The 17,200-nt window shown below is 66.8% G+C and carries 14 protein-coding genes (1 of these 14 cut by a window edge); 13 read left to right on the forward strand and 1 reads right to left on the reverse strand.

Annotated features, from left to right (window positions below; all coding sequences use genetic code 11):
* Window positions 1-12 precede the first annotated feature (12 nt).
* The 12 genes from nifK to nadA all read left to right on the forward strand — a co-directional run bounded on the left by nifK (window position 13) and on the right by nadA (window position 14,488).
* A complete protein-coding gene (gene nifK, locus CKO15_RS07465) occupies window positions 13-1,584 on the forward strand; it encodes a nitrogenase molybdenum-iron protein subunit beta (protein WP_200194248.1) in 1,572 nt (523 codons plus the stop codon).
* Window positions 1,585-1,651: 67 nt separating this feature from the next.
* On the forward strand, window positions 1,652-1,852 hold the full coding sequence (locus CKO15_RS07470) for a 4Fe-4S binding protein (RefSeq protein WP_200194253.1): 201 nt from the start codon (window positions 1,652-1,654) through the stop codon (window positions 1,850-1,852).
* A gap of 239 nt (window positions 1,853-2,091) precedes the next feature.
* On the forward strand, window positions 2,092-2,820 hold the full coding sequence (locus CKO15_RS07475; RefSeq protein ID WP_200194254.1) for a NifB/NifX family molybdenum-iron cluster-binding protein: 729 nt from the start codon (window positions 2,092-2,094) through the stop codon (window positions 2,818-2,820).
* 25 nt (window positions 2,821-2,845) lie between these two features.
* A complete protein-coding gene (locus tag CKO15_RS07480; RefSeq protein WP_200194255.1) occupies window positions 2,846-3,130 on the forward strand; it encodes a 2Fe-2S iron-sulfur cluster-binding protein in 285 nt (94 codons plus the stop codon).
* A 110-nt stretch (window positions 3,131-3,240) separates the two neighbouring features.
* A complete protein-coding gene (gene nifE, locus CKO15_RS07485; RefSeq protein WP_200194256.1) occupies window positions 3,241-4,680 on the forward strand; it encodes a nitrogenase iron-molybdenum cofactor biosynthesis protein NifE in 1,440 nt (479 codons plus the stop codon).
* 69 nt (window positions 4,681-4,749) lie between these two features.
* Window positions 4,750-6,213, forward strand: coding sequence for a nitrogenase iron-molybdenum cofactor biosynthesis protein NifN (nifN, locus tag CKO15_RS07490; protein ID WP_242464637.1), 1,464 nt, complete (start codon window positions 4,750-4,752; stop codon window positions 6,211-6,213).
* Entirely contained in the window at window positions 6,174-6,977 is an 804-nt protein-coding gene (gene dnaQ / locus CKO15_RS07495; RefSeq protein WP_200194267.1) for a DNA polymerase III subunit epsilon, read from the forward strand. The genes nifN and dnaQ overlap by 40 nt, the downstream gene beginning before the upstream one ends.
* Window positions 6,974-7,699 carry an HAD family hydrolase gene (locus tag CKO15_RS07500; RefSeq protein ID WP_200194272.1) on the forward strand — a complete coding sequence of 242 codons (726 nt, stop codon included), beginning with the start codon at window positions 6,974-6,976 and terminating at the stop codon, window positions 7,697-7,699. The genes dnaQ and CKO15_RS07500 overlap by 4 nt, the downstream gene beginning before the upstream one ends.
* The gene (locus CKO15_RS07505; protein WP_200194278.1) at window positions 7,696-8,709 is read left to right on the forward strand and encodes a YbgA family protein; all 1,014 of its coding nucleotides are present in this window, start codon (window positions 7,696-7,698) and stop codon (window positions 8,707-8,709) included. The genes CKO15_RS07500 and CKO15_RS07505 overlap by 4 nt, the downstream gene beginning before the upstream one ends.
* 114 nt (window positions 8,710-8,823) lie before the next feature.
* Complete coding sequence (locus CKO15_RS07510) at window positions 8,824-10,095, forward strand: efflux RND transporter periplasmic adaptor subunit (protein WP_200194284.1); 1,272 nt, start codon at window positions 8,824-8,826, stop codon at window positions 10,093-10,095.
* Window positions 10,095-13,259, forward strand: coding sequence for an efflux RND transporter permease subunit (locus CKO15_RS07515; RefSeq protein ID WP_200194290.1), 3,165 nt, complete (start codon window positions 10,095-10,097; stop codon window positions 13,257-13,259). The genes CKO15_RS07510 and CKO15_RS07515 overlap by 1 nt, the downstream gene beginning before the upstream one ends.
* A 140-nt stretch (window positions 13,260-13,399) precedes the next feature.
* A complete protein-coding gene (gene nadA, locus CKO15_RS07520; RefSeq protein ID WP_200194296.1) occupies window positions 13,400-14,488 on the forward strand; it encodes a quinolinate synthase NadA in 1,089 nt (362 codons plus the stop codon).
* Here nadA and CKO15_RS07525 read toward each other — a convergent pair.
* Window positions 14,485-16,287: an MFS transporter gene (locus CKO15_RS07525; protein WP_200194308.1), complete on the reverse strand. Its 1,803-nt coding sequence runs from the start codon at window positions 16,285-16,287 to the stop codon at window positions 14,485-14,487. The two genes, nadA and CKO15_RS07525, sit on opposite strands and share 4 nt — an antisense overlap.
* A 123-nt stretch (window positions 16,288-16,410) precedes the next feature.
* Here CKO15_RS07525 and CKO15_RS07530 point away from each other — a divergent pair, with 123 nt between their 5' ends.
* Window positions 16,411-17,200, forward strand: partial view of a bifunctional acetate--CoA ligase family protein/GNAT family N-acetyltransferase gene (locus CKO15_RS07530; protein WP_200194326.1) — the beginning only. Its footprint extends 1,853 nt past the window's final position; only the first 790 of its 2,643 coding nucleotides appear in the window; the start codon lies at window positions 16,411-16,413; its stop codon lies beyond the right edge, outside the window.

Below are 17,200 nucleotides of genomic sequence, written 5' to 3' on the forward strand. Positions count from 1 at the left end.
GGAGAGGATGCGATGAACCAGGATGCCGAAACCATTAAGCCGTGTTATCCGCTCTTTCAGGATGACGACTATCAGGAGATGCTGACCCGCAAGCGGAGTCAGTACGAAGAGGGCCACGACAGCGAAAAGGTCGAGCAGATTTTTCGTTGGACGACGACCGAGGAGTACAAGGAGCTGAACTTCTCGCGCGAGGCCCTGACGATCGATCCGGCCAAGGCGTGTCAGCCGCTCGGCTCGGTGCTCTGTGCGCTTGGCTTTGAAGAGACGCTGCCGTACGTCCACGGCTCACAAGGCTGTGTCGCCTACTTTCGGACCTACTTCACCCGTCACTTCAAGGAGCCGGTCGCCTGCGTCTCCGACTCGATGACCGAAGATGCGGCCGTCTTCGGCGGCCACCTGAATATGAATCAGGGGCTGCAGAACGCCTATGCGCTCTACAAGCCAAAGATGCTGGCCGTCTCGACGACCTGCATGGCCGAGGTCATCGGTGACGACCTGAACGCCTTTATCACCAACGCCAAGAACGAAGGCTACCTGCCGCAAGAGGTGCCGACGCCCTTTGCCCACACTCCGAGCTTTGTCGGCAGCCACGTGACCGGCTGGGATGGGATGTTTGAGGGGACGATTCGCTACTTCACCGTCAACGCGATGGACGATAAGGAGGTCGGCAGCAACGGTAAGATCAACTTAGTACCCGGCTTTGAGACCTATCTCGGCAGCTACCGCTGGATTCGGCGGGCGATGGAGGAGATGGGGGTCGACTACAGCCTGCTGTGCGATCCGACCGAGATCCTCGATACACCGGCCGATGGCGAGTATCGGATGTACGCCGGAGGGACGACGATCGAGGAGGTCAAGGACGCCCCGAATGCGATCGATACCCTGCTGCTGCAGCCGTGGGGGCTGACGAAGACCAAGAAGTACGTCAAGCAGACGTGGAATCAGCCGTGTGCCGAGATCAATGTGCCGATCGGCCTGGCCTGGACCGATGAGTTCTTGATGAAGGTCTCGGAGTTAACCGGTCAGCCGATTCCCGCCTCTTTGGAGAAAGAGCGTGGACGTCTGGTCGACATGATGACCGACTCGCACGCCTGGCTGCACGGGAAGAAGTTCTCGCTCTTTGGCGATCCCGACTTCGTCATGGGGATGACGCACTTTCTCACCGAGGTTGGGGCCGAGCCGAAGCACATCCTCTGCAACAACGCCAATAAGCGCTGGGGCAAGGCGATGCGCAAGATGCTCGATGAGACCCCGTTCGGGCGCGAGGCCGAGGTCCACGTCGGGCGCGATCTGTGGCACCTGCGCTCGCTGCTCTTTACCGATAAGCCCGACTTCTTGATCGGGAACTCTTACGGGAAGTACCTGCAGCGCGATACCTTCCATCTCGGGGAGGAGCACGGGGTGCCGCTGATTCGCCTCGGCTTCCCGCTCTTCGATCGCCACCACCTGCATCGGAACGGGATCTGGGGCTATGAGGGGGCGATGTACATCCTCACCACCATCGTGAACGAGGTGTTGGCCCGTCTCGACGATGAAACGCAGCGCCTCGGCGTGACCGACTACAACTTCGATCTGATTCGATAACCGCCGGTGGGCACGGGGTCGCTCGTTCGCGAGCGGCCTCGCCGCCTCAGCGTAGGAGGAAGAAGGCATGGCGATGTTCATTGATGCCGAGCTGTGTACCGCATGCGGAGATTGTGAGCCGGAGTGCCCAGAGGCAGCAATCCGCAAGACCAAGATGGGTACCTATGAGATCAAAGCGAATCTCTGCACCGAGTGCGAAGATCAATTTGAGATGCCGCGCTGTGAAGAGGTCTGTGAGGTCGACGGCTGCATTCGGCCGGTCGATTGACGAGTCCTGTCTGATCGATTCGAGCAGCTTGAGTTGAGCCGCTTGAGTCCGGTAGTCAGGTAGGGCGAGTCAGGCAAACCGCGGCCGAACCGTGGCCAAACCGCGGCCGAACCGTGGCCAAACCGTGGCCGAACCGTGGCAAGTAGGCGGCGCCAGGCAGGCCAGGGCAGGGCGGGGCGGGGCAAGCGGGCTGAGCCCAGCAGCGGACGGTTGAGTGTTGAGAGGTCAAGGGGGTCACGATGAGCGACGAGACGAGCGAAGAGGGGATGAGTCGGGAGGTGGCGCTGCGCATCGGCTTGGCAGCGCGCGAACTCCCAGAGATCGAGGTGCATCAGCTGCTCGCGTTGCTAAGCCGGCTCCACGGCGCGCCGCTGACCGACGCCAAACTGGCGGCGACGACGCCGCAGCAGCTGCGCGATACAGCACAGCGTCTGCACTACGATGCGCTGCATAACGCTGCCGCGGCCCGCTTGGAACGCGCCTGTGAGTTGCTGCGAAGCGATGCGGCGGCCGCGGAGAGTGCCGACTGCGCCCTCCCTGAGCCGGTGGCGGCGGCTGCCGGGGTGGCGTCGATCCGCGTCGCTTGTGCCTCGAACACGGCTGCGCAACTCGATGGCCACTTCGGCTCCTGTGCCCGCTTTTTGGTCTATCAGGTCATGCCGGGAGAGGCGCGTCTGGTCGATGTCCGGTCGGCGGCGCAGGCCGGAGTCGGGGTGGCTCGCACCGAAAAGAGTGCTGCGCGCGCGGCAGTGGTCGATGACTGCCAGATCCTCTACTGCTGCTCGATCGGTCCGGGGGCGGCGGCCAAGGTCGTGCGCGCCGGCTTGATGCCGGTCAAACGCGGTGATGGCGGTGATGCCGGGGTCCTGATGGCGGAGTTGGCTGAGGTCTTGGCGCAGCGTCCGCCGCCATGGTTGGCCAAGCTGCTGCGGGCCTCAAGTGTCAGCAACGGTGCTGCAACAGTCTAATTTATCCATTCAGAGGGATGATCTCATGGCAAGAGCGAAGGTGACGTTTCAGGATATTGGTTTGACGGTGAATGCGCCGGTCGGCACGCGCGTGATTGAGCTGTCCGATAAGGTCGGTTCGGGGATTGCCTACGGCTGCCGTGAAGGCGACTGCGGTACCTGCCTGATGACGGTCGTCGAGGGTGCGGAAAACCTCAGCGAGCCGTCGCACGTCGAGCAGCGGATCCTGAAAGAGAACGTAGCGGGCAAGAACGATCGGGTCGCTTGCCAGGCTCAGGTTCTCGGTGATGTCACGGTAAAACCGGCCTAGTCCGGCCTGGCCTAGCCTGGCCTAGCCTGGCCCTGCCTGGCCAGGTTGGGCCAGGCTTCGGCTAGGCTGCAGCTGCGCTGCCGCATACGGCAACAGGGGAGAGAGGCGAGATGACGGCGAGCACCCGCGAAACAGAGAGCGCCGCCGCGGCTCCGGCGGCGGCCCCGGCAACGGCTGCAGCCACAGCCACGACTCCGGCCGCAGCAGCGCTGACCCCGCCGGTACCCGGCTGCAGCAAGGGCAGCTGTCCGCGCCCCCAGCCCGGGGCTACGGCCGGCGGCTGCGCCTTCGATGGGGCGCAGATCGCGCTGCTGCCGATCGCCGATGCCGCCCACATCGTCCACGGCCCGATCGCCTGCGCCGGCAGCTCGTGGGATAACCGCGGCACCCGCTCGACCGGCCCGACGCTGTGGCGCGTCGGCATGACAACCGCCCTCAACGAGCAGGATGTCATCCTCGGGCGTGGCGATCCGATCCTGCACGAGGCGATCGGGCAGGCGGTGCGCGACTACGCCCCGGCGGCGGTCTTCGTCTACAACACGTGTGTGCCGGCGCTGACCGGCAACGACTTTGAGCGGGTCTGCAGCGAGGCCGCTGCGGCCTTCGAGATCCCGGTGGTGCCGGTCGATTGTGCCGGCTTCTACGGCGGCAAGAACTACGGCAATCGCATCGCCGGTGCGGCTCTGCTCAAGCACGTCATCGGCACGCGCGAGCCCGATCCGGTGCCGCAGCAAGCACAGCGTCCTGGGGTGCAGGTCCACGATATCGGCATGATCGGTGAGTTCAATATCGCCGGTGAGCTGTGGCACGTCACCCCCTTATTCGATGAACTCGGGCTGCGTCTGCTCGGTAACATCTCGGGCGATGCGCGCTATCACGAGATCCAGTCGCTGCATCGCGCCGAGGCGAATATGGTCGTCTGCTCGAAGGCGCTGATGAATGTGGCCGAATCGCTTGAGCAGCGCTACGGTACCCCCTATTTCGAGGGCAGTTTCTACGGTGTTGCCGACACCTCGGCGGCCCTGCACGACTTCGCCCGCCTGCTCGACGATCCGGCGCTCACCGCCCGCACCGAGGCGCTGATCGCCCGTGAAGAGGCGCAAGTCGCCGCCGCGCTCGCCCCCTTTCGTGAGCGCCTGGAGGGCAAGCGGGTGCTGCTCTACACCGGCGGGGTCAAGAGTTGGTCGATCGTCTCGGCGCTGCACGATCTCGGTATGGAGGTGGTGGCGACGAGCACCCGCAAATCGACCGAGGGCGATAAAGAGCGCATCCGTCGCTTGATGGGCGAGCAGATGCGTACCCTCGATAGCGGCGGGCCGCAGGCGTTGATCGACACGGTCGAGGCGGAGCAGGTCGATGTGCTGATCGCCGGTGGCCGCAATATGTACACCGCACTGAAGGCGCGCATCCCGTTTCTCGATATCAATCAAGAGCGCCCGCACGCCTACGCCGGCTACGCCGGGATGGTCGAGTTGGCTCGCCAGCTCTGTCTGACGATCGAAAGCCCGATCTGGCCGCAGGTGCGCCAGCCGGCGCCGTGGGAGCTGTAGCGGGAGCGGTCGCCGTGGGTGGCGGGTGGATCCAGATGTCTGGTGTCGGCGGGTCAACGATAAGGCGTGATGCCAAAGGGGGAAGAGATGGTCGCAAGCCGTTCGGGAGCGCGCACTAAACCGCTCAGTGTCAAGCCGCTGCGGGCGAGTCAGCCGGTCGGCGGGGTGCTGGCGACACTCGGCTTCGAGCGCGCCATGCCGCTGCTCCACGGCTCGCAAGGCTGCACGGCCTTCGGTAAGGTCTACTTCGTTCGCCACTTCAACGAGCCGATCCCGTTGCAGACGACGGCGGTCGATCGCACCGCCGCCATCATGGGCGCCGACGATAACCTCACCGAGGCGCTGCGAACCCTCTGCAGCAAGAGTGCCCCGAGTCTGATCACCGTTATAACGACCGGTCTGACCGAGGCGGCGGGGACCGACATTGAGCGCTTGGTGCGCACCTTCCGCCGCGACCATCCGGAGTTGGCGGCAGCGACGACGATCGTGCCGGTGGCCGCACCGGAGTTCAACGGCAGCCTGGAGAGTGGCTACGCCGCCACCCTGCGGGCGATTCTCGATGTTGTGCTGCCGGCCCCAGCCTTTGCCCGTACCCGCCCGGGACGGGCGCCGCGGCGGGTCAATCTGCTCCTATCGAGCGCGCTCGCTCCCGGCGATGTCGAGGCGCTCTGCGAGTTAGTCGAGGCCTTCGGCCTGGAGCCGGTCGCCATTCCCGATCTCGGTGCCAGCCTCGATGGCCACCTCGACGATACCCGCTTTAGCCCGCTGAGTATCGCTGGGACGCGCCTTGAGGCGCTCGATGAGTGCGGTGACGCCGCGGCGACGATCGTCGTCGGGGCCTCGCTCTTCGCGAGCGCCGATCTCCTGGCCGAGCGCACCGGGGTGCCCGATTTCCGTTTCACCCATCTCATGGGGCTGGCCGAGAGCGATCGGCTGGTGATGGCGCTGCGCGAGCTCAGCGGGCGGGCGGTGCCGCGGCGCGTGCAGCGACAGCGGCGGCAGCTGCAAGACGCGCTGCTCGATACCCACCTGACCCTCGGGATGCGTCGCCTGGCGATCGCCGCCGAGGCCGATTTGCTCGCCGGGGTCGCCGCCCTGGGCGAGGGGATCGGTATGGAGGTGGTCGCTGCGGTCGCCCCCGATGAGCGGGCTGCTGGCCTGGCCCACCTGGCCGATTCGTTGCCGCTGCAGATCGGCGATTTGCAAGATCTGGAGCGCCAAGCCGAGGCCGGTGGCGCTGAGTTGTTGATCGGCAGCGGTCATGCGGTGGCGAGCGCCGAAACGCTTGGGATTCCGATTATCCAGCGCGGCTATCCGATCTGGGAGCGCTTTGGGCTGCATACGCGCTCGTGGATCGGCTATCGCGGCAGCCGCGACGCCCTCTACGACTGGGCCAACGCGCTCGCTGCCGAACATGAGCAGCACGGTGGCTTGGCGCCGTATCGTTCGATCTTTAAAATCGAGCGCTCACCCGACGCTGGGGGCGCGCACCGATGCGGCAAATCTTACTCGACACCGAGACAACCGGCCTAGAGCCGAGCGAAGGCCACCGGATCATTGAGATCGGCTGCGTCGAGCTGGTTCAGCGACGCATCACCGGCTCCTCGTTTCACCGCTACCTGAATCCGGGGCGCAGTGTCGATGAGGGCGCCGAGAGCGTTCACGGCCTGAGCAATCAATTCCTCGCTGATAAACCGCGGTTTGCCGAGATCGCCGCCGAACTGCTCGACTATCTGCGTGATGCCGAGGTCATCATCCACAATGCCCCCTTCGATGTCGCTTTTCTCGATCACGAGTTGTCCCTGCTCGGGCGGCGCTGGGGGCAGCTGGCCGACTGCTGCACCATCACCGACTCGCTAGCACTCGCCCGCCGCCTGCATCCGGGCCAGCGCTGCAGCCTCGATGCCTTGTGCAAGCGCTACGGGGTCGATGCTGCGCGCCGCGAGTGGCACGGGGCGCTGCTCGATGCCGAGTTGCTGGCCGAGGTCTACCTGGCTATGACCGGTGGGCAGCGCGCCCTGTCGCTCGGCAGCGGAGACGAGGAGGGGACGGCGGCCGCCGAGGCGGTGCGGCGTTTGCCGGCGCAGCGGCCACGGCTGCCGCTGCCGCCGGTCAGCGCGAGCGAGCGGGCCGCGCACGAGCGTCTGCTTCAGCGCATCGAGCAGAGCAGCGGGGGCGCCCCCCTGTGGCGGGAATGCCTTGATGCGACAACGGGCGCCGCCGGCGCGACGGCCGCGGAGGGCGCCGCGGCGCTTTCCCCGGAAGCCCAGCTCAACCGGGATACGACACCGGCATGATCGAGCTGCCGCTGCGCGCTGTCACCTTCGACCTCGACGATACCCTCTGGTCGGTTGACGACGTCCTCGCCGCCGCCGAGCTGCAACTCTACGAGGCGCTGTGCCGCGACTATCCGGCTGTCGCGGAGCGCTTTCCGCCGCCGGCGATGCGCCGTCTGCGCAGCGAACTGGCGGCTGCCGAGCCGCACCTTGCGCGCAACGCCACCACCCTGCGCCGTGCCACGCTGCGTGCCGCGGCCCGCAGCAGTGGGCTCGATGAGGAGGCGGCCGCTGCCTTTACCGACTACGCCTTTGCCCTCTTTATCGAGGCGCGGCAGTGCGTGCAACCCTATCCCGATGTCGCCCCGGCGCTGCGCTGGTTCGCCGAGCGCTTCACCGTCGGGGTGATCACCAACGGCAACGCCGATATCTATCGGACCGAACTCGCCCCCTATATCGACTTTGTCGTTCGCGGCGTCGACATCGATCTGCCTAAGCCCGATCCTGAGATCTTCCACTACGCCTGTCGCTGCGCTGGGGCGCCGCCGGGTGAGGTCCTGCACGTCGGCGATGATCCGTGGATCGATGCCGCTGGGGCGCTGGGAGCCGGGTTGCAAGCGGCGCTGATCTGTCGCCACGGTCTGCCGAGTGGTGGTCTCGACCCGTTGCGCTGCTTGGTCGTCGCCGATGTGGCGGCGCTGCAGCAGACCCTCCAACGCCACCTCGAAGGTGCGCAGCCATGACATCATCGCCGCACTCCCGCAATCACCCATCCGGGCACGCCGCTGCCGGGCAACGCGCAGCCACCATCCCGGTCGGCATCAGCAGCTGCCTGCTCGGTGAGGAGGTGCGCTACGACGGCGGGCATAAGCGCGATCGCTTCATCACCGAAAAGCTCAGTCGCTACTTTCACTGGGTCCCCGTCTGTCCCGAGGTGGCGATCGGCTTGCCGATCCCGCGGGCGCCGATCCGGCTTGAGCAGCGCCGCACCGATGGCCAAGTGCGGGTGCGCGGCGTGCGCGATTCGCAACTCGATGTCACCGATGCGCTGCGCGCCTACCCGGAGCAGATCGAGACGACGCTCGCCGGCTTGAGCGGCTACATCTTTAAGCGCAAGTCGCCGAGCTGTGGTCTGGAGCGGGTCAAGGTCTATAAAGAAGACGGCACCCCAGCGCCGCTGACCGCACCGGGTGCCTACGCTGCGGCGGTGACGGCGCGCTGGCCGCTGCTGCCGGTTGAGGAGGAGGGGCGGTTGAACGACCCGGGACTGCGCGAATCCTTTATCTGTCGGGTCTTTACTTATCAACGCTGGCGCGAGCTCAGCGCCGAGGGGATCACTCGCAACGCCCTGGTGCAGTTTCACGCCGAGCATAAATTGCTGATCATGGCGCACGATGAGACGCGCATGCGGACGCTCGGGCGGCTGGTCGCTGGGCTCAAGGGGCGGCCGCTCTACGAGGCTGCCGAGGCCTACCTCAGCGAGCTGATGGCGGCCCTGGCCCAGCCGGCAACGCGGCAGCGGCATGTTAATGTCCTGCAACACCTGCTCGGCTATCTCAAGCGCGAACTGGCTCCCGACGATAAAGCCGAGGCGGCGGCGGTGATCGAGCGCTACCGTCTCGGTATGGTGCCGCTGGTGGTGCCGATCACCCTGCTGCGCCACCACTTTCGGCGCATTCCAGTGCCGTATGTCGAGCGGCAACTCTACCTCTACTGGAGTCCGCCGGAGCTCTCACTCGACAGCCACCTTTAGTCGGCACCAGCCCGCCTTAGCGATAGGCAGGAAGCAAGCCAGCAGCGAACCAATAGAGCCGTAAAGGGAGCGAAACGAGACTATGACGATGGGGCAGGACGGGGCACTTTGTTGATGGTACGTGGGTGGCGGAAGTGGTGGGGGCGTTCGGCGCCGGTGGTGGTCTTGGCGCTCGGGGTCGGGGTGGTCTGGTTGCTGCTCGCGACGCGGCCAGAGGCACCGGAGCGCAGTGTGGCCGAGCCGTACTGGGTGGTCGAGACGCAGACCGTAGAGCCTGGGCTGCACGCGCCGCTCCTGCAGCTCTTCGGCTACCTTGAGTCGCCGCGCGCGGCCACGCTGCGGGCGGCGGTGAGCGCCGATGTCGACGAGGTCGCAGCGCGCGATGGGCAAGTGGTCGAGGCCGGGGCGCTGCTGCTGCGTCTCGATGCCGGTGAGCACGAAGAGACGCTGCGCCAGCGCCAGGCGGAGTTGGCCGAGCGGGAGGCCGCGCTGGCGCAAGAGCGGCGGGCGGTGAGCGCCGATGAAGCCGACTTGGAGGTCGAGCGGGCGCTGCTCGCCATCGCCGAGCGCCGCGTCGCCCGCTTGGAGCAATTGCTCGCCGATGAGGCGGCCTCACCGGCCGATCTCGACGAGGCGCAAGAGGCGAAGGAGCGCCAGCGCCAGAGCGTCATTCGGGCCGAGCAGGCCGTCGATGACGGTGAGACGCGGATCGAGCTGGCGACCGCCCGGCGGGATGCGGCGGCGGCGGCGCGCGATCGCGCTCAGCGCGATGTTGCACGCACCGAGATCACCGCCCCCTTTCGTGGACGAATCAACGAGGTCGCCGTCGCCCCTGGCGATCGTGTCAGTGCTGGCGAAGCGCTGATCGCCCTCTACGACACCAGTGCTTTGGAGGTGCGGGCACAGCTGCCGGCACCGCGCATCGCCACCCTTCGCCGGGCGGCGGCGGCCGGTTTAACGGTCGCCGGGAGCGCGCAGATCGACGGCGAAGCGCTGCCGGTCACCCTCGATCGCCTCTCCGGGCACAGCCCCCGTGAGCAAGGGGGGGTAGAGGCCCTATTTCGGTTTGAGGGGGTGCACGATCAGCTCGCCTTAGGGCGCTTTGCGCTCGTGGAGCTGCGGCTGCCGGCTGAGCCGGAGAGCTTCGTCGTGCCGTACGAAGCGCTCTACGGCGTCGATCGCATCTACCGGGTCGATGAGCAGGAGCGACTGCGCGCGGTGGCGGTACAGCGTCTCGGCGAGGCCCGCGGCCGTGATGGACAAGGGCGCGGGGTGTTGGTGCGGGCGCCGGAGTTGGCAGCCGGAGCGCAGATCGTCACGACACAGATCCCGCAGGCGGCTGACGGGTTGCGGGTGCGGGTGCGCGATGCGGTGGGCGCCGAGTGATGCCAGAGCCGTATCACGAGTCGCCGCCCGCGCCGCAGCGTGACTGGCTGCGTTGGTTAGCCGAGCACCCGGTCGCTGCGAACCTGGTGCTGGCGCTGATGGTCTTCGCCGGGCTCTACGCCGTCTCGCAGCTCAATACGCAGTTCTTTCCCCCCTTCGAGCAAGAACTCGTCACCGTCGAGGTCGAGTGGAGCGGCTCGACCGCCGAGGACGTTGCCGTCTCCCTGACTCGCCCCATTGAGGATGCGGTGCGCGATGTCGAAGGGCTGCGTGAGATGCGCTCCTTCTCCGGCGACGGCCTATCGAGCATCACTCTCGAGTTCACCGAAGGCACGGTGATGAGCGATGCCGTCGAGGCGGTCAAGGATCGGGTCGCCGCGCTGCGCGAGCTGCCTGAGGGGGCGGAGGAGCCGACCATTCGCCGTCCGGCCCGCTTCGATCCGATCGCTCGGGTGGCGATCAGCGGCGATGTCCCGCCGCAGGCGCTGCGGGCGTGGGCGCGCGAGATGGAGCAAGAGCTACTGCGGCGCGGGGTGGCCAACGTCCGGGTCAGCGGCATGGCCGAGTTGGAGATGGCCATCGAGATCGAGCAGCGCTGGCTGCTGGAGAGCGGGTTGACCTTCGGCGAGCTCGGTGAGCGCTTGGCGGCGGAGAGTTTCGATCGCCCCGGCGGAGAGGTCGGCGCGCTCGATATCGCCCGGCAGCTGCGCGCCCTTGAGCAGCGCTACGACCCGCTCGGGTTTCAGGGGCTCGAGATTGGGCGCGAGCAGGGGTTGCCGCTGCGCCTCGGTGACTGGGCGCAGGTCGAGCTGCGTCCCCGCGATCGCCACGTCGCCATCCGCCATGGCACCGCACCGGCGATCGAGATGCTGCTGCAGCGCAGTGAGGGCGAGGACGCCCTGCAAGCGGCGCGCGCCCTTGAGCAGTGGTATGAGGAGACGCAGGCGCGGCTGCCGGAGGGGCTGGAGCTGACCCTCTACGATCAGTTCTGGGAGCTGGTCAGTGAGCGGATCGGCCTGCTGCTCGTCAACGGCCTGGCCGGGTTGCTGCTGGTGATCGCTATCCTCTTTACCCTGCTGACGGCGCGGGTTGCCTTCTGGGTCACACTGGGGATTCCAGCGGCCTTCTTAGCGGCCTTGACGGTGCTCTGGGCGGTCGGCGGCACCATCAACATGATGAGCCTCTTTGCGCTGATCATGACCCTCGGGATCATCGTCGATGACGCCATCGTCGTCGGCGAGCGCGGGGTGGCGCGTTTTGAGCGCGGCGAGTCGCCCGGCGAGGCGGCGGCCGGCGGCGCGCGCGATATGCTGGCCCCGGTGATGGCCTCGTCGCTGACGACGATCGCGGCCTTCATCCCACTGATGGCGATCGGCGGGACGATGGGCAGCATCATGTTCGACATCCCGCTGGTAGTGATCTGTGTCATCGTCGCCTCACTGCTCGAGGCGTTCGTCGTCTTACCGGGCCATTTGCGCCGCTCCTTCGCCGCGCAGCAGCGCGCGGGTGCCTCGCCGCAGGCGCGCCGGCGCATCGAAGCGGCCTTCGAGACCTTCCGGCAGGGGCCTTATCGACGCTGGGTGCGCCTGGCCGTGCGCTGGCGCTGGACGACGGTCGCGAGCGCCTGTGCGCTGCTGATTGCCGCACTGGGGCTGGTCGCTGGCGGGCGCATCGACTTCACCTTCTTCCCTGAACCCGAAGGGACGGTCGTCTACGCCAACGTCGGCTTTGTGCCCGGGACACCGCCGCAGCGGGTCGGCGATTTTCTTTCTGAGCTCGAAGAGGCGCTGCAGCGCGCCGACGATGAACTGGCCGAGGAGACGCTGGTGCGCTCGCGGATCGTGCGGGCCGGCGAGACGTACGACGCCTCCGGCGAGCGGATCAGTCGTGGCGATCACTACGCAGCGATCGTCGTCGAGCTGGTCTCGCCCGAGGTACGCAAGGTGCGCAACGCTGAGTTTCTCGCCGCCTGGGAGGAGCACATCGATCGCCACCCCGGCGTCGAGCGTCTGGTCATGCGCGAGCGCATTGCCGGGCCGCCGGGCGAGGATATCAACGTCCGCCTTAGTGGCGCCGAGGCCGAGACGCTGCGCGCCGCTGCCGATGAGCTGCGGCGGCTACTCGCCGGCTATCCGGGGATTCAGGGCATCGACGACGATCTGCCGTATGGGCAGGAGCAGTGGGTCTACCGGCTCACCCCCGAGGGGCGGGCGCTGGGGCTGACGACGCAGTCGCTCAGTGGGCAGGTGCGGGATGCCTTCGCCGGCCATTTGGCGCAGGTCTACCATGAAGGGCAAGACGAGATCGAGGTGCGGGTGCGCCTACCGCAGCAGGCGCGCAGCCACTTTAGCAGCTTGAGCGATCTACAGATTCGTACCCCCGATGGCGCCCTGCTGCCGTTGAGCAGTGTGGTCGACTTCGAGGTGCGGCGCGGCTTCGAGGTGGTGCGCCACTACGACGGGGCACTGACGGTGACAGTCGCTGCCGATGTCGACGATGCGGTCGGCAACGCCGGACAGATTCGGCGTGATCTCAGCGAGCAGTTCCTGCCGGAACTCGCCGAGCGCTACGGGATCGAGAGCGACTTTGGCGGCCAGGCCGATATGCAGCAGGAGACCCTGGCCGATATGCAGCGCGGTCTGCTCTTCGCCCTCGGCCTGATCTACCTGATCTTGGCCTGGGTCTTTGCCTCTTACGGCTGGCCGCTGCTGGTCATGGCGGTGATCCCCTTTGGTATCGTCGGGGCGCTGCTCGGCCACTGGCTGATGGGGATCGATCTGACCCTGCTCTCGCTCTTCGGGCTCTTTGGGCTGACCGGCATCACCGTGAACAACGCCATTATTCTGGCGCTCTTCTATCGGCAGATCCGCGCCGACGGTCTTGCCGACGGTCTGACGGTCGAGGAGGCGCTGGTCGAGGCCTCCAGTCAGCGCCTGCGGGCGATGATTTTGACCTCGCTGACGACGATCGGCGGTCTGCTGCCGCTGCTCGCTGAGACGTCGGTTCAGGCGCAGTTTTTGATCCCGATGGCGGCGGCGATCGCCTTCGGTTTGGCCGGGGCGACCTTGATCGTGCTCTTTTTGATGCCGGCGCTGCTCAGTCTCTACACCAGCGCTGAGATGCGTTGGCAGCGCTTGCGTGGGGTCGAGGAGGGGGCTAACTAAAAGGAGCGCGAGCGGGTCAGCGCGGCGGTGCCCCTGGGAGACTGTACGGGCGATTGCTCGGCCCGCTGCACAAATTGTCGCACAGCGTTATAATCACTGATACGCGCTCCTATGCGCACGACGGAGACAGGATCGAAAAGATGGCCGATGTGTCCAACCCCCGGCAGCCCGCCGCGAGTGTGGCGACGCGCTACTTTCGCCGCGAGGCCTATACGGCGGATGAGCGGCTCGATGAGCGTGAGCGTGGACGCCTGCGTGAGCGGATTCGCCAGCTGCTGCGCGAGCGCGATGCGGTGCTGGTGGCTCACTATTACACCGACGCCGAGATCCAGCGGTTGGCCGATGAGACCGGGGGGTGTGTCTCCGACTCCCTCGAGATGGCGCGTTTCGGCGCCGAGCACGAGGCCGCGAATCTGATCGTTGCCGGAGTGCGCTTTATGGGGGAGACGGCGAAGATCTTAACCCCCCATAAGCGGGTCTTGATGCCGACCCTTGAGGCGACTTGTTCGCTCGATATCGGCTGCCCGGCCGATCGCTTCGCTGAGTTCTGCGATGCCCATCCGGAGCGAACAGTCGTGGTCTACGCCAACACCTCGGCGGCGGTCAAGGCGCGCGCCGACTGGGTCGTGACCTCGAGTATTGCTGTCGATGTGGTTCGTCATCTGCATGAGCGCGGCGAGCGCATCCTCTGGGCGCCCGATCGCTACCTGGGGGAGTATATCGAGCGTGAGACCGGCGCCGATATGCTGATCTGGCAGGGGAGTTGTATCGTCCACGAGGAGTTTCGCGGCCTTGAGCTCGCGGAGCTGCGCCACCACTACCCCGAAGCCGAGGTGCTGGTCCATCCCGAGTCGCCAGGGGCGGTGATCGCTCAGGCCGATGTGGTCGGCTCGACCACGCAGCTGCTGCGGGCGGCCGCGGAGAGTTCGGCGCCGCAGCTGATCGTCGCGACCGATGCCGGCATCTTCCATAAGATGCAGGAGTGCGCCCCAGGCAAGGAGCTGATCGCCGCGCCGACTGCCGGGCGCAGCGCAACGTGCCGCTCCTGTGCCCACTGTCCGTGGATGGCGATGAACGGTCTGCGCAGTGTGGCGGCGGCGCTGGAGTGCGGTGAGCCGCAGATCCACGTCGACGACGAGACCATTGCGGCGGCGCAGCGCTCACTCGGGCGGATGCTCGATTTTGCTGCCGCCCGTGCCGCACAGGTCCTCGGAACGGGGGATGCTTAGGGGGTATTTCTCCCCGGCGGTGGCTTGAGCCACAAGGGGCCGGTGCGGCGGCCGCTGCGCCGGCCGGTCTCGCCAGGCTGGCCGGTCTCGCCAGACTCCTTGACGCCCGTTGGGCACTCCGACTCCTGCTCCGGCGCATCGCCGCTCTCCTTCGTGCTGCTCTCCGGCGCCTCTCCCTTCTCGGACTCCTCCTGGCGGGGAGATGTTTGCTCTGGACGCACGCGCTGAGCGGCCTCCGCGGCAGCACGGTGGGCGCGCATGAGCTGAATCGACTCACGCAGCTGGTTTTGGCGCGTGGCATCGAGCGGCAGCCGCCACACTTGCGTTAAGGCGAAGAGCTTGAGGATCGCCGGCACGATCCCGGCCAACCAGAGGATCGTCTCGCGTGCCTCGGCGGCGGCACCGGGCATGAGGCCGCTAGGGCCGACCGCGAGCACCACGGCCCCAGCCGCCAGCAGCAGTGCTGCGGCCATCGCCAGCTTGCTCACCACCATCCAGAGGCCGAACTGAAAACCGGCGCGGGCGCCGTCGTGGCGCAGCGTCTCGGTATCGACGGTATCGGCCTGAATGGCAGCCGGCAGGCTCCAGTCGATGCCGGCAGTTAGGCCGATCAAGCCGGCGAGAATCACCAGCGCCAGACCGTCTCCGGGCTTAAGCAGCGGCAGCCACACGAGCACCGCAGCGGCAAAGATCAGCGCCGCCGACCAGCAGACGTGCTTGCCGTAGCGCTGCGCCAGCGCCAATCCGATCGGCAGGCCGAGCCATGCACAACCGAGGTAAGCGGCGACGATCGGCAGCAGCCAGCGGCCATCGGCGACGACGTCGTAGGCCAAGTGGGCGGCCAGGACGACCGGCAGGGTGTTGGCGAGGGTGGTCAAGGTGTGCGCGATCAGGACGCGGCGCCACGTCGGGCTTTCACGGAGGCGGTGGAAGGAGCTCAGCAGCCGCTCCGGCGCCGGATCGCTCGGCGGACCGGGGAGCGAGGTGGCCATCAGTACCCCACTCAGCGCAACGGCGCCCAGTGTCCCGAGCAGCAGCAGCCAGGGCAGCTCGATGGTCGGCCAGCCGGCCTCGGCGATCAGCAGCGGCAAGGCTACACTCGCGCAGATGGTGAGCAGGAAGAGGAGCTGCGCGGTAAAGTAGAGGCGGCTGCGCTGATGGTAGAGCCCGGTTAGCTCTGCCCCCCAGGCCAGTTGACTCAGGCGTGAAAGCACCCAGCCGAGGGTACAGAGCACCCCGGAGAGCAGCAGCAGGAGGGCCAGCCCGGGGCCTGTTTGCTCCTCTGCAAGGGCCATGACGAGGAGCCCGAGCAGCAGCAGCAGCGAGCCGAGCAACCAGCCGCGGCGCCGCCGACCACTGCGCCAGGGCGTCCGATCGCTCCAGTAGCCGAGCAGCCAGGGGGCGACGGTATCGAGCAGGCGAATGGCGGCCAGGATCAGCCCGCCGACCAGCAACGCCTGCCCCGAGCCATCCAAATGCGTCGGCACCAGATAGAGATAGGCCGCCGGGAGCGACAGCGCGGTCGGGACCCCGAGGAGTGCATGCGCCATCAGCGCAGCGCCGGAGACCGGGCGGGCTCCTGCATCGTCGATTGTGCCGCCGCTCGCGGTGGCTCGCTGATCGTTCGGATCGCCCGGATCGCCCGGATCGCCCTGGCTGTCTAGATGCCCCCGGTCGCCCCGACGGTCCTGACTGCTCTGGGCGGGGTGTGTGGCTCTCTCTACGATGTCGTTTCGGCCTGTTACCATGTCGTTCGAGAGGGGTGATCGCTCGTTCAGGTGGTTGGTTGGTCGGTGCACACGCCGATCGCAATCTCCGCCCGCAGGTGAGCTTACCATCTAAATTTAGGCCGGTGTGCCTTCGCGAGCCGCCGCTTGTGTTGCGGTGCAGTTCGGGCCTGTCGGCCGGAAGGAGAGGCAACGATGACGGTGCGCAATCTAGAGGCGTTGTTTCAACCGCGGGCGGTGGCGCTGATCGGTGATGGCGGGCCACTCGATCGGCGTATTCTGCGCAACCTTCTCAGTGAGCCTTTTCAAGGGCCGGTGATGCCGTTGATGGAGGGGGTGCGCTCGCTGGCGGCCGTGCCGGCCTACGCGCGTCTCGAAGAGCTGCCGATGGTCCCCGATCTGGCGATCATTACCCGTCCGGTGGCTGAGGCTCCGGAGTGGATTCGTGCCGTCGGCGAGGCGGGGACGCGTGGCGTCATGGTGGCGCGCTCGGTGCCGGCCGACTACAGCCCGCAGCAGAGTGCTGAGCTGGAGCAGGCGCTGCTTGAGGCGGCCCGCCCACACCTGGTGCGCATCGTCGGTCCAGGCAGCAGCTGTTTGAGTGTGCCGCACCTCGGGCTGCATGCGGCGACGCTGCCAGTGACGTTGGATGCTGGCCGCGCAGCACTGGTGACGAAGTCGTCGGCGATGGCGGGGGCGGCACTGCAGTGGTGTGCTGAGCACGCAACAGGACTCTCCCATGTCATCCACATCGGCGGTGCGGTCGATGTCGATCTCGGCGACAGCTTCGACTATCTGGCGACCGATCATCGGGCGCGGGCGGTGATCGTCTATCTTGAGCGGGTGCGCCATACGCGCAAGTTTATGTCGTCGCTGCGGCGGCTGGCGCGGATGAAACCGGTTATCGTATTGAAGCCGGTCGAGGTCGGTGGCGATGAGATCGATGACTTCGTCTACGATGCCGCCTTTCGCCGCGCTGGTGTGG

Source organism: Halorhodospira abdelmalekii, assembly GCF_016583625.1.
GTDB classification, from domain to species: Bacteria; Pseudomonadota; Gammaproteobacteria; order Nitrococcales; family Halorhodospiraceae; genus Halorhodospira; species Halorhodospira abdelmalekii.